Source organism: Streptomyces sp. NPDC092952, assembly GCF_044754785.1.
GTDB lineage: Bacteria > Actinomycetota > Actinomycetes > Streptomycetales > Streptomycetaceae > Streptomyces.
The window spans coordinates 1-21537 of the sequence record NZ_JBIVPT010000015.1 but is presented as its reverse complement, the minus strand read 5'-3'; the positions used below and the strand labels follow the sequence as shown (position 1 = coordinate 21537).

Annotated in this window: 18 protein-coding genes and 1 pseudogene; 8 read left to right on the top strand and 11 right to left on the bottom strand. The window is 67.6% G+C overall.

Features of this window, described 5'->3' with window-relative positions:
- Window positions 1–60: 60 nt before the first annotated feature.
- From ACIQGQ_RS28320 to ACIQGQ_RS28310, 3 genes are all read left to right on the top strand, one after another.
- Window positions 61–753 (top strand): response regulator, encoded by a 693-nt coding sequence (locus tag ACIQGQ_RS28320; protein WP_366296858.1) that lies wholly within the window; start codon window positions 61–63, stop codon window positions 751–753.
- Between the two features lie 168 nt (window positions 754–921).
- A complete protein-coding gene (locus ACIQGQ_RS28315; RefSeq protein WP_402400676.1) occupies window positions 922–1338 on the top strand; it encodes an OB-fold nucleic acid binding domain-containing protein in 417 nt (138 codons plus the stop codon).
- A gap of 3 nt (window positions 1339–1341) precedes the next feature.
- On the top strand, window positions 1342–2109 hold the full coding sequence (locus ACIQGQ_RS28310) for a DUF3159 domain-containing protein (protein ID WP_402400673.1): 768 nt from the start codon (window positions 1342–1344) through the stop codon (window positions 2107–2109).
- Window positions 2110–2193: 84 nt separating this feature from the next.
- Here ACIQGQ_RS28310 and ACIQGQ_RS28305 read toward each other — a convergent pair whose 3' ends face one another.
- Window positions 2194–2871: a TrkA family potassium uptake protein gene (locus ACIQGQ_RS28305; protein WP_352273217.1), complete on the bottom strand. Its 678-nt coding sequence runs from the start codon at window positions 2869–2871 to the stop codon at window positions 2194–2196.
- Window positions 2871–3539, bottom strand: coding sequence for a TrkA family potassium uptake protein (locus ACIQGQ_RS28300; RefSeq protein WP_124721011.1), 669 nt, complete (start codon window positions 3537–3539; stop codon window positions 2871–2873). The genes ACIQGQ_RS28305 and ACIQGQ_RS28300 overlap by 1 nt, the downstream gene beginning before the upstream one ends.
- A 276-nt stretch (window positions 3540–3815) precedes the next feature.
- Here ACIQGQ_RS28300 and ACIQGQ_RS28295 point away from each other — a divergent pair, with 276 nt between their 5' ends.
- From ACIQGQ_RS28295 to ACIQGQ_RS28280, 4 genes are all read left to right on the top strand, one after another.
- Window positions 3816–4490, top strand: coding sequence for a GntR family transcriptional regulator (locus ACIQGQ_RS28295; RefSeq protein ID WP_402400670.1), 675 nt, complete (start codon window positions 3816–3818; stop codon window positions 4488–4490).
- Window positions 4491–4640: 150 nt separating this feature from the next.
- Entirely contained in the window at window positions 4641–5669 is a 1029-nt protein-coding gene (locus ACIQGQ_RS28290; protein ID WP_402400923.1) for a 1-aminocyclopropane-1-carboxylate deaminase, read from the top strand.
- A 181-nt stretch (window positions 5670–5850) separates the two neighbouring features.
- Window positions 5851–7899: an APC family permease gene (locus ACIQGQ_RS28285; protein WP_402400667.1), complete on the top strand. Its 2049-nt coding sequence runs from the start codon at window positions 5851–5853 to the stop codon at window positions 7897–7899.
- Window positions 7900–8011: 112 nt separating this feature from the next.
- Window positions 8012–9340 (top strand): class I SAM-dependent RNA methyltransferase, encoded by a 1329-nt coding sequence (locus tag ACIQGQ_RS28280; protein WP_402400665.1) that lies wholly within the window; start codon window positions 8012–8014, stop codon window positions 9338–9340.
- Between the two features lie 506 nt (window positions 9341–9846).
- Here the strand turns inward: ACIQGQ_RS28280 and ACIQGQ_RS28275 are convergent.
- The 4 genes from ACIQGQ_RS28275 to ACIQGQ_RS28260 are packed head-to-tail and all read right to left on the bottom strand — an operon-like array spanning window position 9847 to window position 12262.
- Window positions 9847–10161, bottom strand: a complete 315-nt coding sequence (locus ACIQGQ_RS28275; RefSeq protein WP_388998049.1) for a hypothetical protein — start codon at window positions 10159–10161, stop codon at window positions 9847–9849.
- On the bottom strand, window positions 10158–10631 hold the full coding sequence (locus ACIQGQ_RS28270) for a hypothetical protein (RefSeq protein ID WP_388998046.1): 474 nt from the start codon (window positions 10629–10631) through the stop codon (window positions 10158–10160). Before ACIQGQ_RS28270 ends, ACIQGQ_RS28275 begins: the two co-directional genes overlap by 4 nt.
- Complete coding sequence (locus ACIQGQ_RS28265; RefSeq protein WP_388998043.1) at window positions 10628–11350, bottom strand: hypothetical protein; 723 nt, start codon at window positions 11348–11350, stop codon at window positions 10628–10630. Before ACIQGQ_RS28265 ends, ACIQGQ_RS28270 begins: the two co-directional genes overlap by 4 nt.
- A gap of 6 nt (window positions 11351–11356) precedes the next feature.
- Window positions 11357–12262, bottom strand: coding sequence for a hypothetical protein (locus ACIQGQ_RS28260; protein ID WP_388998040.1), 906 nt, complete (start codon window positions 12260–12262; stop codon window positions 11357–11359).
- 197 nt (window positions 12263–12459) lie between these two features.
- Here ACIQGQ_RS28260 and ACIQGQ_RS28255 point away from each other — a divergent pair, with 197 nt between their 5' ends.
- The gene (locus ACIQGQ_RS28255; RefSeq protein ID WP_402400660.1) at window positions 12460–15552 is read left to right on the top strand and encodes a Tn3 family transposase; all 3093 of its coding nucleotides are present in this window, start codon (window positions 12460–12462) and stop codon (window positions 15550–15552) included.
- 313 nt (window positions 15553–15865) lie between these two features.
- On the opposite strand, the gene ACIQGQ_RS28250 is transcribed toward ACIQGQ_RS28255, so the two are convergent.
- The 5 genes and pseudogenes from ACIQGQ_RS28250 to ACIQGQ_RS28230 all read right to left on the bottom strand — a co-directional run.
- Complete coding sequence (locus ACIQGQ_RS28250) at window positions 15866–17785, bottom strand: hypothetical protein (RefSeq protein ID WP_388998034.1); 1920 nt, start codon at window positions 17783–17785, stop codon at window positions 15866–15868.
- Complete coding sequence (locus tag ACIQGQ_RS28245) at window positions 17782–18360, bottom strand: hypothetical protein (RefSeq protein ID WP_388998031.1); 579 nt, start codon at window positions 18358–18360, stop codon at window positions 17782–17784. Before ACIQGQ_RS28245 ends, ACIQGQ_RS28250 begins: the two co-directional genes overlap by 4 nt.
- Entirely contained in the window at window positions 18350–19438 is a 1089-nt protein-coding gene (locus tag ACIQGQ_RS28240) for a dsDNA nuclease domain-containing protein (protein WP_402400656.1), read from the bottom strand. The genes ACIQGQ_RS28245 and ACIQGQ_RS28240 overlap by 11 nt, the downstream gene beginning before the upstream one ends.
- Before the next feature lie 172 nt (window positions 19439–19610).
- Window positions 19611–20792, bottom strand: a pseudogene (locus ACIQGQ_RS28235) (IS3 family transposase).
- Between the two features lie 260 nt (window positions 20793–21052).
- A partial coding sequence (locus ACIQGQ_RS28230; protein WP_402400653.1) for an IS5 family transposase occupies window positions 21053–21537 on the bottom strand: 485 nt, incomplete at its 5' end.

The following is a 21537-nucleotide window of genomic DNA, read 5'->3' as shown; positions in this document are numbered from 1 at the left end:
ACCACCATGATCACCGGAACGCCCCGGGAGATCGCCGTACAGCAGAAAGGCAGGGCCCCCATGACCCGGGTGCTTGTGGTCGACGACGAGCCGCAGATCGTACGCGCCCTCGTGATCAACCTGAAGGCGCGCAAGTACGAGGTGGACGCGGCGCCCGACGGCGCGACCGCCCTCCAGCTCGCCGCCGCCCGCCACCCCGACGTCGTCGTCCTCGACCTCGGGCTGCCGGACATGGACGGCGTCGAGGTGATCAAGGGGCTGCGCGGCTGGACCCGGGTGCCGATCCTGGTGCTCTCCGCCCGCCACACCTCGGACGAGAAGGTCGAGGCGCTGGACGCCGGGGCCGACGACTACGTCACCAAGCCGTTCGGCATGGACGAGCTGCTGGCCCGGCTGCGCGCCGCCGTCCGCCGCGCCGAGCCGGTGGGGCAGCAGGGCACCGACGACGTCGTGGTCGTCGAGACCGAGGGGTTCACCGTCGACCTGGCGGCGAAGAAGGTCCACCGCGACGGGCGGGACGTACGGCTCACCCCCACCGAATGGCACCTGCTGGAGGTCCTGGTCCGCAACAGCGGCCGGCTGGTCAGCCAGAAGCAGCTGCTCCAGGAGGTCTGGGGGCCCTCGTACGGCACCGAGACCAACTACCTGCGGGTCTACATGGCCCAGCTCCGGCGCAAGCTGGAGACCGACCCCTCGCACCCCCGGCACTTCGTGACCGAGCCGGGCATGGGCTACCGCTTCGAGCGCGGCTGAACGGGGTGGCGGGGGCCCGGGGGAGACGCCCCGGGCCGGGCCCCACCAGCCCTGGCCTGCTCACTCGTTCGAGTGAGATTCGGGGGAGCTCCGTGTGAGCTCCGTGCGGGGGCGCGGGTGAGACGGGGGACACCCGCCCGGAGCAGCGGGGACCGGTACCCTTCGGGTATGAGTGCTGTTCCACGATCCGACAGGCCGGGCAGGGCGGAGAAGCCGTCCGGCCGCTTCCGTCGGATGCTCGACCGGCTGTCCAGCTCCCAGGAGGACCTGGAGTCCGAGGAGCTGCAGGAGGACACGCAGGCTTCCGGATGCTCCCGGATCTCCGACTGCGCCGACCGGCAGATCGTGAAGGTGACTGGTACCTTGCGGACCGTCACCCTGCGGCCGCGCGCCGGAGTGCCGGCCCTGGAGGCCGAGCTCTTCGACGGCACCGCGCCGCTCGACATCGTCTGGCTGGGCCGTCGCTCCATCGTGGGCATAGAGCCGGGCCGTCGGCTCATCGTCTCCGGGCGCATCGCCATGAGCCACGGGCGGCGGGTGCTGTTCAATCCCATATACGAACTCCGACCGCTCGGCAAGGAGTAGCCGGTGACGTCTCTCGACAAGCCGACGTCCGAAACGGACCGCACCACCCGCACCGACCAGGAGGACGCCGACGCGAAAGCGGTCACCGAGGCAGCGCTCTTCGAGGCGTTCGGCGGCGTCCGGGGCATGGTGGAGACGGTCGTTCCCGGACTGCTCTTCGTCACCGTCTTCACGATCAACAAGAACCTGACAGCCTCGGCCGTCGCGGCCCTGGCGGTCTCCCTGGTCCTGGTCGTCGTACGGCTGATCCGCAAGGACACCGTCAAGCACGCCTTCAGCGGTGTCTTCGGCGTGGCCTTCGGCGTGGTCTTCGCGAGGATGACGGGCAACGCCAAGGACTTCTACCTGCCGGGCATGCTCTACACGCTCGGCCTGGCCCTCGCCTATCTGATCACCACGCTCGCCGGGATGCCGCTGATCGGCCTGATCCTGGGGCCGGTGTTCAAGGAGAACCTCTCCTGGCGCACCCGCAACCCGGGCCGCAAGAAGGCGTACGCCAAGGCCAGCTACGCCTGGGGGCTGATCCTCCTCGCCAAGTGCGCGATCCTCTTCCCGCTCTACCTGTGGGCCGACACCACCCAGTTCGGCTGGGTCCTGGTCGCCCTGAAGATCCCGCCGTTCCTGCTCGCGGTCTACCTGACCTGGGTCTTCCTGGCCAAGGCGCCGCCGCCCATCGACGTCTTCGCCGAGATGGAGGCCGAGGAGCAGGCCGAGAAGAAGCGCAAGGCCGCCGCCGAGGCAGCGGCCGCCGCCCGCAACCAGGAGTTCTGAGCGCGGACGGATCGGCGACGCGAAGCCACGTGAAAGGGGGCCCGCGACCGTGTCACACGGTCGCGGGCCCCCTTTCACGTCGTCTCAGCTCCCGGAATCGCCCCGGCGCACCGACAGCAGGTCCTCCAGCTGCTCCTCGCGTGCCTGCGCGGCCACGAACAGCAGCTCGTCACCGGCCTCCAGGGTCTCCTCGGTGCTCGGCGTCAGCACCCGCTGCCCCCGGATGATCGTGACCAGCGAGGTGTCCTCCGGCCAGGCCACGTCCCCGACCTGGGTGCCGGCCAGCGCCGACTCCGGCGGCAGCGTCAGCTCGACGAGGTTGGCGTCACCGTGGCTGAAGCGCAGCAGCCGGACCAGATCGCCGACGCTCACCGCCTCCTCGACCAGGGCCGACATCAGCCGCGGCGTCGAGACCGCCACATCGACGCCCCAGGCCTCGTTGAACAGCCACTCGTTCTTCGGGTTGTTGACCCGGGCGACGACCCTCGGTACGCCGTACTCCGTCTTGGCGAGCAACGACACGACCAGGTTCACCTTGTCGTCGCCGGTCGCGGCGATCACGACGTTGCAGCGCTGGAGCGCCGCCTCGTCGAGCGAGGTGATCTCGCAGGCGTCCGCCAGCAGCCACTCGGCCATCGGCACCCGCTCCACCGAGATGGCCGTCGGCGCCTTGTCGACGAGCAGCACCTCGTGGCCGTTCTCCAGCAGCTCGCCCGCGATGGAACGTCCCACCGCACCGGCCCCGGCAATCGCGACACGCATCAGTGACCGCCCTCCTCGGGCCCCTCGGCGAAGGCCGCCTCGACCTTCGCGATCTCGTCCGTACGCATCATCACGTGGACCAGGTCGCCCTCCTGCAGCACCGTCTGCGACGTGGGCAGTATGGCCTCGCCCAGCCGGGTGAGGAACGCCACGCGGACGCCCGTCTCCTCCTGGAGCGTGCTGATCTTGTGGCCGATCCAGGACGGGGTCGTGTGCACCTCCGCGAGCTGCACCCCACCGCTCGGATCGCGCCACAGCGGCTCCGCGCCCGAGGGCAGCAGCCGCCGCAGCATCTGGTCCGCCGTCCACCGCACGGTGGCGACGGTGGGGATCCCCAGCCGCTGGTAGACCTCGGCGCGCCGGGGGTCGTAGATCCGCGCCGCGACATTCTCGATGCCGAACATCTCGCGGGCCACCCGGGCGGCGATGATGTTCGAGTTGTCGCCGCTGCTCACCGCGGCGAACGCGCCGGCCTCCTCGATGCCCGCTTCGCGGAGGGTGTCCTGGTCGAAACCGACCCCCGTGACCCGCCGTCCGCCGAAGCCCGATCCGAGGCGCCGGAACGCCGTGGGGTCCTGATCGACCACGGCGACCGTGTGCCCCTGCTGCTCCAGGGTCTGCGCGAGGGCGGCCCCCACGCGCCCGCAGCCCATGATGACGATGTGCACCTTGCGCCTACCTCGCAGTCCTGGTCGTCCGGCTGACCTGCGAAAACACCCTGCTCACACTTCTTTCTCAGCTTGCCGGGCAAACAACGGGGCAACGGTCTGTCCCGTTGCCCAGGATGAGCTTATGCGGACCGGGATGCGATGCCTCATCCGAGTGGGGCTTCGACGCGTCCCGCGCCCCCGGGCGGCGGCCCGGCGACTCCCCGTACCGGCCTCGCGGGACTTACGGTGCCGGCCCTTGAGTACGGGACCGACAGACATCTAACATGTCAGTTCATGGAGACCTTGCGCCCCGTCCGCCGGACACTGCTGCGGGACACCGCCTACGAGGCGATCCGCGACGCCATCGTCCGCGGCGACCTCCCGCCCGGTGCCCCCGTGCGCGACGCCGATCTCGCCGAGCGGCTGGGGCTCTCCCGGGCCCCGGTCCGCGACGCCCTCGCCCGGCTCAGTGCCGAGGGCCTGGTCGAATCCAAGCCACAGAGCTACACGCGGGTGACCCGGCTGGTACCGCGCGACGTCCGGGACGCGGCCGCCGTCGTACGGGCCATGCACGAGCTGGCCGCCCGGGTGGCGGTGCCCCGCCTCGTCGGCGCGGACATCACCGTGATGCGCACGGCCAACCGCCACTTCCGCAAGGCCGTCGACCGCGGCGACGTGGCGGCCGCGCTGCACGCCGACGACACGATCCACGACGTCCTGGTCGCCACCTGTGACAACCACGCGGTGACCGCCACGATCGAGCGCTACACCCCTCTGATCCGGCGTCTGGAGTGGCGGCGGTTCGGCACGGCCGGAACCGCGCACGGCTCCGCGGAGCTGCACGAGCGGCTCATCGAGGCGTGCGAGGCGGGCGACGCCGGGGCGGCGGCCCGGATCACCGCCGAGATCTGGCGGACCCTCGAAGAACTCGCCGACGACCCGGACGGGCCGGACGAGCCCTCCACATAGCCGCGGCCCCACCCGCCCCCGTACCCCCGAGCCAGGCAGCAGCACAGCACAGCACAGAGCAGAGCAAGCACAGACCCTCTACCCACCAGCCAGGGAGCCCCCGTGACCGCCGCACCGTCCACCTCGCCGTCCGCCCCGTACCCGTCCGCCGTGCCGTCCCTCCCCGGGCACGCGCGCTACCCCCTGCTCTTCGGCCCCTCCCCGGTCCACCGGCTCGACCGCCTGACCGAGCACCTCGGCGGCGCCGCGATCTGGGCCAAGCGGGAGGACTGCAACTCCGGCATCGCCTACGGCGGCAACAAGACCCGCAAGCTCGAATACCTGGTCGCCGACGCCCTCGCGCAGGGCTGCGACACCCTGGTGTCCATCGGCGGCGTCCAGTCCAACCACACCCGCCAGGTCGCGGCGGTGGCCGCCCGCGCCGGACTCGGCTGCGTCCTGGTCCAGGAGAGCTGGGTCGAGTGGCCCGACGCCGTCTACGACAAGGTCGGCAACATCCTCATCAGCCGACTGGCGGGCGCCGACGTCCGACTGGTGCGCGCCGGATTCGGCATCGGCGTCAAGGAGAGCTGGGAGCAGGCGCTGCGCGAGGTGGAGGAGAGCGGCGGCAAGCCGTACGCCATCCCCGCCGGTGCCTCCGACCATCCGCTGGGCGGGCTCGGCTTCGCCGGCTGGGCGTACGAGGTCGCCGAGCAGGAACGCGCGCTCGGCGTGTTCTTCGACACCGTGGTGGTCTGCTCGGTGACCGGTTCCACCCAGGCGGGGATGGTCGCGGGCTTCGCCGCGCTGGAGGAGGCGGGCGGACGCCCCCGGCGCGTACTGGGCGTCGACGCCTCCGCCGAGCCCGCCCGCACCCGCGCGCAGATCGCCCGGATCGCGGCCGGTACCGCGCGGCTCGTCGGCGTACGCCGGGAGGTGACCGAGGCCGACATCGAACTGGACGAGCGCTACCACGCGGGCACCTACGGCCTCCCCGACGCCGCCACCCTCGACGCGATGCGGCTCGCCGCCCGTACCGAGGGCATGGTCACCGACCCCGTGTACGAGGGGAAGTCGATGGCGGGAATGGTCGATCTCGTGGGCCGTGGCGAGATCGCCCGCGATTCCACCGTCCTCTACGCCCACCTCGGCGGGCAGCCCGCGCTCAACGGATACAGCGCCCTTTTCGCCGACTCCTGAGCCCCTGTTCCGCGGTCTTCCGACGATCTTCCGGTGATCTTCCCGCGCGGTCTCGAAGCCCGGACGGAGTGCAAGGATTTCGTTAAGGATTTCGTGGCTTTTTCGGCCGAGTGCAGGAGTTTGCAGGGTAGTGGCGGTGGGGCGGCGAAAGCCGCTGAACGGAACGCTTACGATCCTCTGCGTGTCCAAACTGACCGACCTGCCCAAACGGATTCTGATCGGGCGGGCGCTGCGCAGCGACAAGCTGGGAGAAACGCTCCTCCCCAAGCGCATCGCACTTCCCGTCTTCGCATCCGACCCGCTGTCCTCGGTGGCGTACGCACCAGGAGAAGTTCTCCTGGTGCTCTCCGTCGCGGGCGTGTCGGCGTACCACTTCAGCCCGTGGATCGCGCTCGCGGTCGCGGTGCTGATGTTCACCGTCGTCGCCTCGTACCGGCAGAACGTGCACGCCTACCCGAGCGGTGGTGGCGACTACGAGGTCGCCACCACCAACCTCGGGCCCAGGGCCGGCCTCACCGTGGCCAGCGCGCTGCTGGTCGACTACGTGCTGACCGTGGCGGTGTCGATCGCCTCCGGGGTGGAGAACCTCGGCTCCGCGATCCCGTTCGTCGTCGAGCACAAGACGATCTGCGCGACCGTCGCCATCGTGCTTCTGACGCTGATGAATCTGCGCGGCGTCAAGGAATCCGGAAAACTCTTCGCCATCCCCACGTATCTGTTCGTGGCCGGCGTCTTCGTCATGATCGCCTGGGGCGCGTTCCGGGGACTCGTTCTCAACGACACCATGAACGCGCCGACCGCCGGTTTCGAGATCAAGGCGGAACACCAGGGACTCGCCGGATTCGCACTCGTCTTCCTGCTGCTGCGGGCCTTCTCCTCCGGCTGTGCCGCCCTCACCGGCGTCGAGGCGATCAGCAACGGCGTCCCCGCGTTCCGCAAGCCGAAGAGCAAGAACGCGGCGACCACGCTCGCGATGATGGGCCTGCTGGCCGTCACCATGTTCTGCGGCATCATCACCCTGGCCATGGCCACCGACGTGAAGATGGCCGAGAACCCGGCCCGGGACCTGATCAACCACGGTGTCCCGGTCGGCTCCGCCTTCGTCCAGGACCCGGTGATCTCGCAGGTCGCGGCGGCCGTCTTCGGCAAGGGCAGCTTCCTCTTCGTCGTCCTCGCCGCCGCCACCGCGCTCGTCCTCTTCCTCGCCGCGAACACCGCGTACAACGGCTTCCCGCTGCTCGGCTCGATCCTCGCGCAGGACCGCTACCTCCCCCGCCAGCTGCACACCCGCGGCGACCGGCTCGCCTTCTCCAACGGCATCGTGCTGCTGGCCGGCGCGGCGATCCTGCTGACCTGGATCTACGGGGCGGACTCCACCCGCCTGATCCAGCTCTACATCGTCGGCGTCTTCGTCTCCTTCACCCTCAGCCAGACCGGCATGGTCCGGCACTGGAACCGCCATCTGCGGACGGAGAAGGACGCCGCCAAGCGCCGCCACATGAAGCGCTCCCGCGCCATCAACACCTTCGGGGCCTTCTTCACCGGACTGGTCCTGGTCGTCGTGCTCGCGACCAAGTTCACCCACGGCGCCTGGGTGGCCCTCCTCGGCATGGTGATCTTCTACGGCACGATGACCGCGATCCGCCGCCACTACGACCGGGTCGCCGAGGAGATCGCCGCCGAGGAGACCCCGTCCGACGAGACGATAAGGCCCTCCCGGGTCCACTCGATCGTCCTGGTCTCCAAGCTCCACCGGCCCACCCTGCGCGCCCTCGCCTACGCCAAGCTGATCCGGTCCGACCAGCTGGAGGCGCTCTCCATCAGCGTCGACCCGGCCGAGACCAAGACGCTCAAGGACGACTGGGAGCGGCGCGGCATCGACATCCCGCTGAAGATCCTCGACTCCCCGTACCGCGAGGTGACCCGCCCGGTCATCGACTACGTGAAGAGCCTGCGCCGGGAGAGCCCGCGCGACGTGGTCAGCGTGTACATCCCGGAGTACGTGGTCGGCCACTGGTACGAGCACCTGCTGCACAACCAGAGCGCGCTGCGCCTCAAGGGGCGGCTGCTGTTCACCCCGGGTGTCATGGTGACCTCGGTGCCGTACCAGCTGGAGTCCTCCGAGGCCGCCAAGAAGCGGGCCAGGAAGCGTGCCGAGTGGAACGCGCCGGGCTCGGTGCGCCGCGGCCCGGTGGAACGCCGGCCCAAGGAGCCCAGCACCAAGGGCTGACCCCCGCCGCCTGCCTGCCCGCCCGCTCGTGGTGAACGGCCGGACGACACCCACGTAGACTGGTGGGTCGTTGTCCGGCCGTTTCCCCCTTGATCCCTGGAGCCACCCCGTCATGCAGAACGAACCCACGTTGTCGCTGGTCGGGGAGGAGTACGAGGTCGAGGTCGGCCCCGTCGCGCACGGCGGTCACTGCATCGCCCGTACCGAGGCGGGCCGGGTCCTCTTCGTACGGCACACGCTCCCCGGCGAGAAGGTCGTCGCCCGGGTCACCGACGGCGACAGCGACTCCCGCTTCCTGCGCGCCGACGCGGTGCGGATCATCGAGGCGTCCAAGGACCGCGTCGAGGCACCGTGCCCGTACGCCGGCCCCGGCAAGTGCGGCGGCTGCGACTGGCAGCACGCCAAGCCGGGCGCCCAGCGCCGCCTCAAGGGCGAGGTCATCGCCGAGCAGCTCCAGCGCCTCGCGGGCCTCACCCCGGAGGAGGCGGGCTGGGACGGCACGGTCATGCCGGCCGAGGGCGACAAGCTCCCGGCGGGCGAGGTCCCCGCCTGGCGCACCCGGGTCCAGTACGCCATCGACGAGGAGGGCCGGGTCGGCCTGCGCAAGCACCGCTCGCACGACGTGGAGCCGGTCGAGCGCTGCCTGATCGCGGCGCCCGGCGTCACGGAGCTGGGCATCGAGAAGCGGGAGTGGCCGGGCATGGCCTCGGTGGAGGCGATCTCCGCCACCGGCTCCCACGACCGCCAGGTCATCCTCACTCCGCGCCCGGGGGCCCGGCTCCCGCTCGTCGAGCTGGACAAGCCGGTCTCGGTGATGCGCGTCGACGAGCGCGACGGCGGCGTCCACCGCGTGCACGGCCGCGCCTTCGTCCGTGAACGCGCCGACGACCGCACCTACCGGGTCGGCTCCGGCGGCTTCTGGCAGGTCCACCCGCAGGCCGCCAACACCCTGGTGCGCGCGGTCATGCAGGGCCTCCTGCCCCGCAAGAACGACACGGCCCTCGACCTCTACTGCGGCGTCGGCCTGTTCGCCGGCGCCATCGGCCAGCGCATCGGCGAGAAGGGCGCAGTCCTCGGCATCGAGTCCGGCAAGCGCGCGGTCGAGGACGCCCGCCACAACCTGAAGGACCTGGACCGCGTCCGCATCGAACACGGCAAGGTCGACCAGATCCTCCCGCGCACCGGCATCACCGAATGCGACCTGATCGTCCTCGACCCGCCCCGCGCCGGCGCCGGCAAGGCCACGGTCAAGCACCTCTCCACCCTCGGCGCCCGCCGCATCGCCTACGTCGCCTGCGACCCGGCCGCCCTCGCCCGCGACCTGGCGTACTTCCGCGAGGGCGGCTACCGGGTGCGGACGCTTCGGGCGTTCGACTTGTTCCCGATGACGCATCACGTGGAGTGCGTTGCCATCCTGGAGCCGGTCGCGAAGGGCTCCTGACCTGCGGTTTTGCGTGTGCGCATTATGTGCGGTGTGGGCGTTACGGGCGATATCTTGACGCTGAAATGACGCTCGTGACGCTCATTTGACGCTCGTTCTGATGGGTTGTCAGGAGCACGTTGGGCAGGTCAGGCGGCGTCAAGCCTGCGAGTGACGATGCAACGCCAAGGGCTGGTGACGCTCAATCCAGAGTCGCCGGGTCCTGCAGATCAGATGTCGCGGAAGAGACCAGCCAGCGCGGTGACCTGCCGCGATGAGTGGCTGGTGGCTGCTGACCTATGCGAATGGCCATTCAGCTGTTTCATGTTCGTCAGGTTGACGGGATCGGAAGTCCCAGAGGGCTCCCACTGCTGACGGATGCTGCGCGACGCCCTGACGGACCAACGTGCGTCAGGGCGCGCACGTAGCACGCAATGCGCATGGGCGAAGTGGCGAGGCCGGTGCTGAGGATGCGCTCCAGAGCGTGTGGCATTCCGTTGTGCCGGGGTTTGCGACGGCGGTGCGGACTATCGCGGGTAGAAGCCGGTGATGCGGTAAAGCTGTTGCTGGTAGTGGACTCGGAAGCCCATGACCCACTCCTCGGACAGGTCGTCTACGACGATCAGCCGTGGGTCGGTGCGAGCGGTGGGGCGGTGTAGGGGCATGGCTACCGGCACTGGACACTCGCCGAACACACACTGGGCGTGGAAGGCCGGGGTGGTCACTATGCGTCCCACCAGCGGACCGGTGGGGTGGTACTCGGCGGGCAGCTGTTGCAGGAGGCCGTCGAGTTCGATCGTGACGGTGCGGTGTCGCTGGCGGAGGAGGAGGTAGAGGGTCATAGCGCCACTGCCTGGTGGCCCGCGAGCGGGAGACCGTAGCGCATCCATGACTGGAGGGAAGCCGCGGTGTGGATCTGGCCGGTGCCCGTGGCACGGTATCCGTCGAAGGTCCAGCCGGTCACCTCCAGGAAGGTGCCCTGTCCGGTTCGCAGATCGAACTCAAGGTTGAGGAAGATGGGGCGCTTGGAGATGGCGAACCCCTGCCAGGCCCGCTCCCAGCGTAACAGTGTGCCGAACTGTGGGTCGCTCCAGACCATCAGGCGCCGCGAGCGGTGAGCGGCACGGCAATCCAGGAACCACAAGTCGGCGTGCGCTTCCCGGCCGGCGACTTCGCCGGGGGGAAGCGGGCGGGCTTGTACCTCAGCCCGCTTGCCGCAGCGTAGTTGGCAGTCGGCGCGGCGGTTGCCGAGGGGAATCTCGGTGGCCACACCCCAGCCCTTGATCTCCTTGTGCCAGGCAGACTCGGTCACAGGGCACCTGCGTAGCGGAGGAGTTCGGCGTCGTCCTCGTCCAGGCCGAGGGCCTGCGGCCCGACTTCCGTGAGCAGGTCTGCGACGGTGAAGATGCCGGGGAGGTTGTCGATGCCGGCGATCAGGCGGTCGTAGCGTTCAACCAGGGCGATGATGCGGTTTCCGCGGGCTCGGTGCCTTTTTGCTCCTTGAGTGGACTCCTTGGCCTGCTGGTCGAGCCGGTCGGCCTCTCTGAAATCGCGTTCGGCGAGTGGGGGAAGAACGTCGATGATGCGGTCGAGGTCCTGCAACACGAGTTGCCGGGCGGTCTTCTCCGTCAGTTCGCCGCCCTCGCCGAGCACGACCTTCGCGACGACCCTTTCGTCGGTGACTCCGGCGCGTGGACCGGGAACGCTCGCCTCGTCCGGGCCGGTGGGGGTGGCACCGCAGCCGGGGCCCTGAAGGGTCGGTTCGGTGGGCGTTGGGCCGGGCGGTCCGGCCATGGCAGCGATTCGGATCTCTTTGGTGACCTTGTTGAAGGACGTGGTGCACATCGACTTCACCGCGCGGTCGAAGACCGCGTGGTACTCGGCCGACAGCACCTTGACCTTGGATCGGACGATCCCCTGAAGCCGGGCAAACTGCTCATTCTCGCTCCCGCCGGCGAGGATGCAGCGGAGGGCTTCACGGTCGAGGACGTCGCGCACGGTGTTCGAATAGCGGCCTGCGGCGCTGGGCATGGATTTCTACTTTCCTGTCAGGAGTCGGATGGTACGGGGTCGCTGTTGCAAGACCCGGTCGGCCCAGGAAGTGACCGAGTCACGGATGGACTCGACGGACTCCCACACTTCGGGGTCGTTGACGTTCGCGAAGTCCTCAGGACCGAGCAGCAGGATTTCCCTGGCCTTGTGGGCCAGGCCGAAGTAGCGGATGGTCCAGTCGGCGTGCGGGTCGCGTTCGTCACTGCCGATGAGCTCGTCGAGCAGGGCTTCGTCCGGGCTGGGAGCCGGTCGCATCTGTGCGCGGACATAGCGGGCGACGCCCTTGTCCTTCAGGACCTCCCGCACTGCAGGTTCCCGCAGCACGGCCAGCACCGCCGCCGGACTCTTCGTCAGCTCGGCCAGGAGCGCCTCCCGGACCTCTTCTCGGTCGAGCTGCGCAACAATCTCACCGGGCGGTTCCGCTCCGGCCGCCAGGCTCAATGCCCTGCGGTACTGCGCCGCATCCAGAGCCATGGGCCATCCCGCCCGTTCCGCGCTGTCGAGTCGTTCCAGCAGCAAACTGACACGTCGGGAACGCTCTTGGGAGTCGGTGACGCAGGCGGTGGTCACGCACCTCCATGGGACCTGGACGGCAGAGGCGAGCAGACGTTCGCGCAGTGCGGTTCCCGCGAGGCGGGTAACCCGCAGGTATCGCTCCAGTGTCTCTGTCGCGTACCCGAGCTGCTGGGCCAGCTGCTCCAAGGCGAGGCTTGCGCCTGGAGGCGACCCGTCGGTGATTTCGGCGCAGACGTCACCGAGGCCGAAGCGAGCCGCCAGCTGTGCCCGTGAGGCCCGGAGGTCCGTCTCGGCGAAAGTTCTCGCGCGTCTGAGCTGATCGTCGGTGTAGCCGGGATCGGTAATCCCGCCCGGCTTGATCCATACGTTCTCCATGGCCGAGGACCGTAGGTGGTCCCAGCTGCCGCAGGAGCGGCGTATCCCCGGATCGGACCAGGCGAAATCTCTTCGACGACGAAGATTGCAGAACCGTGTGTTAGGCGCCGTACCGGGGAGGCAGCCGTTTGACTGGTAGCACCGTATGCCTCGAATCTGCACGTCGTCGTAGTCGGATTTGCAGCGAGGCGTACAAGATGAGCACGAGCCCGAGCTTTCCCCTGGGCCGGGATTACCCGTCAATTCCCGAAGGAGACCTGCCAGACGGCCTGCTGGCTCTCTTCGACCTCACCGAGGCCGAGACCGAACTGATCCTGAAGAAACGCGGGCCGCAGAACCGGTTGGGCTTCGCCATCCAGCTCACCTGCCTGCGGTCCCTGGGCCGGCTCCCCAAACCCCAGGAGATTGCTTCCCTGCCGCGACCGGTCGTGGAGCACCTGGCGACCCAGCTCGACATCAGCGACGGCATGGCGGTCTTGTCCGTGTACGGCGCGCACGACGGGCTGACGCGGCGGCATGCGCAGGAGATCAGGTCGGTATGTGGCTGGAAGCCGTACAGCAAGGGCGAGGCCGCACTGAAAAGCATGGTGATGTCCCGCGCCACGTTCACGGAGGAAGGAGTCAAGGCCCTCCTGCGGCGCGCAATTGACTGGCTGCGGAAGCAACGTATCGAGCTGCCCGGCGAGCGCACTCTCACCGACCTGGTGCGATCGGTACGGGCGGAAGCCGACCAAGGTATGTGGCAGGCGCTCTTGGCCCCGTACGCTGACCAGCTGTCCGAACTCGATCGGCTGACGGCAGTCCCGGATGATGAACGAAAGTCGCCGCTGGCCGAGATGCAGCGAGGGCCCGGCAAGCCCGCCTGGGCGAACCTCGTGCGCGCCATCGAGCGGAACAACGAAGTCCTCTCTCTAGAACTGCAGCCCGTCGACACCCGGGCCTTCTCCCCGCGACGCCTTTCGCATCTCGCCCGGTTCGCCGCAGACCAAGAGACGCAGAGGATGAAGCGGCGCGCCGCGACCGTCGCAGCAGTGGGCCGCCTTACCGAGACTGCTGCGGACGACGCGGTCGACATGCTGGTGCACTTGATCGCCAACGACCTCATCGGACGAGCGCGACGCAAGACCGAGAAGGAGCGTTCCGCGATCTTCCCCGACCTGGCCCATGCTGCCGCTGTCATGAGGGAGGTAGGCAAAGACCTTCTCGACGCGAGGCACGAACAGGTTGACACTGCGACGGGAGAGATCATCCCCCCTGCGGCAGACACCTTGACGGTGCGCGAATTCCTCGACCAACTCGAGGATCTGCCCGCGTTCGAGGCAGCCGTTACGGTGGCCGGCGAGCTGGCCCCCGCGGCGGGATCGGACTCAGAGGAGGCTCGCCGCGCCAAAATGATCAAACGGATCGATCTCCTGAAGACCTACCTGCCACACATCGTCGGAGGGCTGCCGTACCGGTCCGGCACACAGGAAGCCAGACATGTGCTGGACGCCCTGTGGTCTTTGACGGACCTGATTGCCCGACCCGCGATCAGCCGCGCCGAGGTCGATGAGCGCTTGTTGACCGGGTCCTGGAAAGAGCTGGCGCTCTACGCGCCGCACCTGGCGCCCGATACGGTCGACACCGCCGCCTACGCGTTCTGCGTGGTGGAGAGGTTCTACTCTCGCCTCCTGCGGCGTGAAATCTTTGTCGAGGGGGCATCGAAGTGGGGTAACCCGGAAGCGGGCCTGCCGTCGTCGGCAGAGTGGGCGGCGTTGCGGGTCTCAGTGGCCAAGAGCTTGGGGCTTCCCTTGGATGCGGTCGCCCACTTGAAGCGACTGGGCCACGAGCTCCACACCAAGACCCATGCGATCGCAGAGCGCCTGCCGAAAGACCGACAGGTCGAAGTCGGTGACGGCGGTCGGCTCGTCCTGTCCACGGCACCTCTTTCGCCAGATCCCAGGCTGCGCAAAGTGACCGCGGAACTCGCGGGCTGGTTGCCCAAGGGCGACCTTCCCCAACTCATCCTGGAAGTCCTCACCTGGACCAAGGGCACCGAGGTGTTCATGACACCAGGCGGATCGACCCCACGCCAACGCGACTTTGACATCACTCTGTCCGCCGCACTGGTCGCGCTCGGCTGCAACGTCGGTGTCGAGGCCGTCGCCAGCAACTTCCCTGCCCTGGACCGAAGGCACATCACCTACGTCATCGACAACTTCCTGCGACCGGACCGTCTGGAAGCACTGAACCACCGCCTGCTGACACGGCAGTCACAGCTTTCTGTTGCCGCCACATGGGACGGCGGCCACATGGCATCCGTAGAGGGCCAGCGTATGGTCGCGCCCCCGACCGCCATCAAGGCGCGCCTGTCTGCCCACGGCACCGCCCACGTCACCCACCTCACTCTTCTGTCGGATCAGGCCATGGGACTCACGGATAAGGTCGTTGCCGGATCCGTCCACACCTGCCTGCACGTGCTCGACGTCCTCAACGACCGACGCACCAGCGCCCTCAAAGCCACCAGCACCCAAAATGAGAACCGCCAACGGAAGATCGTCGCCGAGGCCGGGCCACACCAAGAGATCATCTTCGGCCTGCTCGCGCTCTCCGGCTACACCTACACCCCCACAGCCGCCGACGTCACCGGCATGACCCTCGCTCGCATGGACACCGCCTCTGGCGAGGACTATGGCCCCCTGCAGCATGCCACCCGCAACAAGATCGACTCTGCACTCATCGAACGAAACTGGGACGACATGCTCCGTCTCGTCGGAGCTGTCCACCTCGGTCGTGTGCGATCCGCGGACGCGATCCGCATGGTGGTCCGCAACGGCACCCCCACCCCCTTGGGTAAGGCGCTCGCCCACTACGGGAAGATCTTCAAGACCGCACACATCCTGGATCTCATGGACAACCCTAACTACCGCCGTCAGATCGAAACACAGAGCCTCCGCCACGCCCAACGCCACGAGCTGGCCGCGAAGATCTATCACGGTACCGAAGACCGCATCCACCGCTACCAGACCGGCATGGAGGAACAACTCAGCGCACTCGGACTGATCGTCAACATGGTGGTGCTCTTCAACACCGCCTACATCGACCTGTTTCTTCAGAAGAAGGCCAGCCACCTGCGGCCCGTTCCCGACGAAGTCGTCAGGAGCTTGTCCCCCTTCCTCTATCGGCACATCCACATGAAGGGCCGATACGCCTTCGAGATGCCCGAACTTTCCGACAGCTCCATGCGGGCCGTCGAAGACCTGGACGAAGGCCCTTACGACGTGACGGACGACAACCTTGGCGCCAACTGACCTGCGGCGGGTCTGCATGTCTCCCGCAGCACGGCGTCACCAGTCCGCGAGCGACACGGCAGAGGAGCGGCGAATGCGTCACCTCTCGGTCGCTCCGCGCTTTCTCTTCTTTGCGCGTTCGACCACGGCAACCAGGGATCCCCTCTGAGCTGCACCGATGGGGCCTATCACACGGTTCAGCAACTTTCGGCGTCGTAGGGCTACGCCCGAGCATCGCGCCCGGAACTCGCGGTCAACGCAGCCGGAGGCGTCGCAGGACCCGGAAGTATCCGGCAGGTCGACCGCGAAGCCATCAACACTGCTGCAAGTCTGTCTACGGCGCTTCATGCTCCGTGGGCATGCGGATTACGTGTGTGTTCGCCGGGTCCCGCGGTACCGGAACGGCCTGGGTGCTGATGACCTGGGTGCCCGTGGCCTGAGCAGCGTTTGCCAGGTCTCGCAGGACGTCGTTGATCACGGTGTTGCCGATGCCCTGCTGGTATGGGTTGTCCAGGAGCAGCAGGCCGGGGAAAGCGGCTTCTTCGTCGAGGTCAGATGCCAGGAAGAGAGTGGCGTAGCTGTAGGCCAAGAAGAAGAGCACCTTTGTCTCTGCCCCAAGGGCTTGATCCCAGGGGCGGGTGCCGACGTAAAAGGTGAGGTCACTGTCATTGATGGTGATGGCGCCCTTGACCCAGCCACGTTCACGGTAGCGGTGAAGAAATTCGTTCATGCGCTCGGCGAACACGGCGCATCGTTCGATAGAGGTGAGCGAAGCCGTGGTAACGGTGGCTGGCTCTTGGTCGAGCGCGTCGACGGCTTGTTGTGCAGCGGTGACGGCCTGACTGGCTACCAAGCGGCGTTGTAGGATTTCCTCGATAGCGGGAAAGGCTGTCATCTTCTGTTCGAGCTGGGCGATCTGGCCGGCCAGATTCTCGAGAGTGGCCATGAAAGGCGCCAGCTGCGCGGCGCGTTGTTCATTGATGCGGTGCGCGAGTCGTGTCTGTTCCTCTTGAAGCTCCGCTCGGCGGGCGCGGGCTGTGTGCAGATCGACGGCAGTGCGGGCGGTGACGTCTTCGAGGTCGGCGAGTTCCGACTTGAGTGACCGGATCTCCACTTGTGCCCGCCGGCGACGCTGGTCGTCGTTGACCGGTTGGAAGCACAGGTAGCAGGCGCTCTCGTCGTGCTCTCGGTGTGGGTTGACCCGTTGCTCGCACGCCGGGCATAGCCGTACGGGGAGGGCGTCGAAGATCTCCACGGAAGCGATGAGGCGTTCCATGCGGGTTACCTCGGAGGTGACCGTCTGGGCGGAGTAGGCGTGTTCGCTGCCGAGTTGTTCGAGCGCGACGACTTCGTCCACTGCGAGTTGCAGCCGCCTGGATATGTCTTCGTACAAGCTCGTCAGGGACGAGTCGTATCCGGCTGCCGTCTCGGTAGTAGACGTTCCCTGCAAGAGGCTGTTGATTTCCTGCGTCAGTTCGTGACGTCGTTGGCGAACCCCGTCGAGTTGGGAAGTGACCTCTTCCCGTGCGGCCGCTACTTGGTCGAGGGCGCGGGCGATGGGGATGCCGAGCCGTTCAGAGATGGCGGTGACGGCCTGCAAGGTGCTGTCCTGCACGTCGCGCTCTACTGTCTGGGCTACGGCAAGGCGCCGCTTGGCCTGGGCGACGGCGAAGTCCTTGGTGTCGTAGCGGGAGCGGGCGAAGCCGAGGAGCATGCTGACGACGCCGCGCCGGATGAATTCCTGTTCCTTGTTGGCGAAGGTCGTCCAGGATTCCTCGTTGCGATAGAAGTGGCGCAGCAGATTCCGGAAGGAAAGGGGCATCAGTTCACTGGCTGTGGCCGGGTGGAGGCCCTTGGGTATGCGCAGGTTGGGCCAGCCCAGTTCGCGCAGGATCCAGTCGGAGAAGTCGGCGTCGGTCAGCTCGTCTCCGTCGACGTACACCTTGTTCATGCGCCCGTGCTGGAGGAGACGGGTCAGGACGCGAGGGTGGCCGTTGAGCCGTATCGCGGTGGAGACCTCGATGTACTCGTCGGATACGGCGGCGCCGAGAGCATCGATCATCCCGCCACGGTCGCCGAAGCAGTAGTCGATGATCTTCAGCGTGGTCGTCTTGGAGCTGTTGCGTGGGCCGCTGAGGATGTTTAGCCCGCCGGTTCCGAAGGCGTACTCGTCGATCTCTGCGGTGTTGTGGACGAGTTTGACGGAGTCGATCCTGATCCCGCGGTCGGGGTGGGCGGTCACGGGTTTTGTCATGGCCGGATCTCCTGCCGGAAGGGCGCGTTGCCGACCTCGTCTGGGAACAGGTCGTAGATCAGGTTCTTCAGGTCAGTACCCGACATCGCAGCCAGATTTCCTCGCATGGCCTGACAGCGCCGCACGAGTGGCTGGAACTGGGCCGCCTCGGTGAGGCGTTGTGCGGTCCTCTTGCCGGCGGCTTTGAGTTTCACTCGTTCAACCCGGTGGCTTGTGATGGTCACGAGGTCCCTGGCAACGAGGAAGGCGAGGAACTGCCGGTAGCGCTGGTCCCAGGGCCCGTAGCGGTAGCGGATCATCGGTGCCTCGACCTCGGACGAGTCGGGGGCGAGAAACGCGGTTTCGGTATCGACGGCTTCCGGCATCGCGGTGTGGGCCCGCTCCAGGAATCCTGGGTAGCGCACGAAGAAATCAAGCTTGGCGAACTTTGTCCGTCCCTCGATGTAGGGACCGGGCTCCTCACCACAGAGGTAGATGAGCAGCAGCAGCCGTGTTGCGTGAAAGTCGGGGGAGTCGTCCGGGTCCCAGGCGCGATACGGCGGGGGCACCGCGCTGCTGCCGATCTTATGAGGCATCGGCGTACCTGTTCAGGCAGCGTGCCGTGATGTCGGAAAGCACTGCGTGGGCCTCAGCGAGGGTGAACTGCCGGCTGGTCACCTCGGGCAGCTCGCTCACCGCCACCAGCGTCTCGAAGTACGCCGCCGAGCCGGCGTCGAGACGTCCGGCGCGTCGCTTCGCCATCGTGAGCGTGCAGATGGCGTTGATCTGATCGGCCAAATTGTCGTACGCGCGGCGCCGGGTACCGACACTGGCGCGGTAGGTCCGTCGGTAGGCGAGCATGGCATCGTGCTGGGCTTCCGCCTCGGGCTCAGGTATTTCGGCAGCCCGCAGCTTGAACTTGAGTTGCATCAACAGTTCGGTGGAACCGTCTCGCCGTCGCCCAGTTGCTCTGCGCACGCTGTCGTCCAGGGCGCGGCCGAACTCGTCCACAGTGAAGGTTTTCGGTCGCAGCTCAAGTGCGCTGCGGGCTATGTACCGGGAGATCAGCCAGATCATGACCTCCTCGACTTCCTCGTACAGCGGCTTCTCGCCCAGGCATGCTTCCACCAGTGGTGCCAGTCTCGTCATGGCCTCGGCCTCGACCTGGTCGATGGTGCGCGCCTCCACCAGAACGTCCAGACGGTCGACACACCACCCGATGTCCCTGCTGTCCGGCAGTTGTATCCCTACGAGTCTCCTGACGATGTCCGCGCGGGCGGACGCGCTTACAGGGCCGCGAGGACGATCACGTTCCGCGACAAACTCATAAAGGTCCCGCTGAGGCGTCTCGTTGACGATGAAGGTGAACCGAGTGCCGTCCGGCAGCGGCTTGCCCAGAAACAGCTTGCCCAGGTAGCTGCTGTCTGCGGCCTTCTTCTCCTCCGGTCGGCAGACGTTGGCGATACTGTGGCGCGTCCCGGCTTCCTCGATCGTCTTGACCTGCCGGTACACAGGTGCGCCGTCTCGATGACACAGGATGTCCTCCAGGTCCTCCCACGAGATCGCCGTCCACTGCCCCTCAAGCATGTCCAGGCAGTCCAACAACGTGACGGCATCCTGATATGCGAACCCCCGCCTGCTCCGGCGACCGCCGTCAGCAGGCGCGAGAGTCACGGCCGCCTCGTGTGCACTGGCCCACGGCACTGGACCTTCGATTCACGGCAAAATGGCCTGCACGCACAGTTCCCCCCAAAGCCACTTCGGAGCATGCAGTAGATCACCGTGTCACCCAGAACAGCAACGGTCGTGTAGAAGGGACTGCTGCAGGGTTGGGTGACAGTGGGGTTTATGCAGCCAGGGCTGCGGCTGGCGTCATGATGGTCTCGTACTCGACGGGGGGGCAATCGGGCCAGGCGTCTCTGACGCCGGCGTCGATGGTAGGTGCGTTCGATCCAGGTGACGATCGCGATACGCAGCTCCTGGCGGGTGGCCCAGGTACGGCGGTCGAGGACGTTCTTCTGCAGCAGCGCGAAGAAGCTCTCCATTGCCGCGTTGTCGCCGGCCGCACCGACCCGGCCCATGGAGCCGACCAGGTGGTGACGTGCGAGAACGGACACGAACTTCCGTGAGCGGAACTGCGGCCCGCGATCGGAATGAACAGTGCATCCCGCGACCTGGCCGCGACGGGCCACCGCGGATTCAAGGGCTCTCACCGCGAGGCTGGACTGCATCCGGACGTCGATGGAATAGCCCACGATGCGGCTGGATTACACGTCCTTGACGGCACACAGATACAGCTTGTCCTCGCCGGTTGCGTGCTCGGTGATGTCCGTCAGCCACAACCGGTTCGGCCCGGCTGCGGTGAAGTCCCGCCGCACCAGATCATCATGGACAGGCGGCCCGGCCTTGGCGTTCTTCCCACGGCCCCTGCGCTTGCCGAAGGCACTCCACCAGCCGTTGTCCCTGCAGATCCGCCAGGCGGTCCGCTCAGCCATCGGCTCACCGGCGGCCCGGGCCTCGTCGAGAAGGAAGCGGTGACCGAACTCGGGATCGCCGCGATGCGCGTCGAGCAGGGCGTTGGCCCGGTATGCCCCGGCGAGCTCGGAAACGGTGACCGGTGAGGCCAGCCACCGGTAGTAGGGCTGGCGGGCCAGCCCGAGCACCCGGCACGTCACCGCCACCGGCACCCGGTGAGGGGCAGCGGCGGCGGCCAGCTCGCGGACGAGCGGGTACATCATTTTGACGGCAGGTTCGCCTGCGACAGATACGCCGCAGCCCTGCGCAGAACCTCGTTCTCCTGCTCCAGCAGCCGGATGCGCTTGCGGGCCTCGCGCAGCTCGGCCGACTCACCCGACGCTGTCGCGGGCCTGCCGCCCTCATCGGTGTTGGCACGGCGCAGCCACTTCGACAGCGTGATCGGGTGGACGCCGAAGTCGGCGGCGATCTGTTCCAGCGTGACGCCGGGTTCACGGTTGCGCGCGACCCGCACGACGTCCTCGCGGAACTCCTTCGGATACGGCTTGGGCACTGCAACATCCTTCCAGGCCGCCTCTCAGTAAGCCAGGTCAGGTGTCACTTATCCGTGCAGCAGTCCCGAACATCAGCCTCGCTCCTGCCGCGCCGCTACTGACGCAGCTCGGCAGGAGAAGTGAAGGTGGCTGGCTCAGTCGCGGCCATGGACGCTGCAACGGAGCTGTCGGAGACGCGCGCGGCACTTCGGCTCAGAGCCTGGCATGCCGATTCTCTCGACGGCGAGGCGTTTGACTGCTGAGGCAGGGCTAAGAGGTCCTAACAAAGGCGTTGGACGTGTCGGTGGGTGATGAGGCAGGTGGCGAGGCCGAGGAAGGCTTCGTGGATGTCGTCGCGTCGTTCCCAGCGGACGCGTAGACGTCGGAATCCGTGCAGCCAGGCGATCGTCCGCTCGACGACCCAACGGTGGACGCCGAGGCCGGAGCCGTGCGGGACGCCGCGGCGGGCGATCACCGGCTTGATGCCCTGAGCCCGGACGAGGCGACGGTACTTGTCGTGGTCGTAGCCCCGGTCCGCCAGCAATGTGTCCGGCCGCCGTCTCGGCCTGCCGACCAGGCCGGCCACGGACGGGACCTTCGCCAGCAGCGGCAGCAACTGGGTGACGTCGTTACGGTTTCCGCCGGTCAACGACACCGCGAGCGGGATGCCCTGCCCGTCGACGAGGACATGGTGCTTGCTGCCCGGCCGCGCTCGGTCGACCGGGCTGGGCCCGCTTTTGGGCCCCGCCGAGCGGCCCTGACATG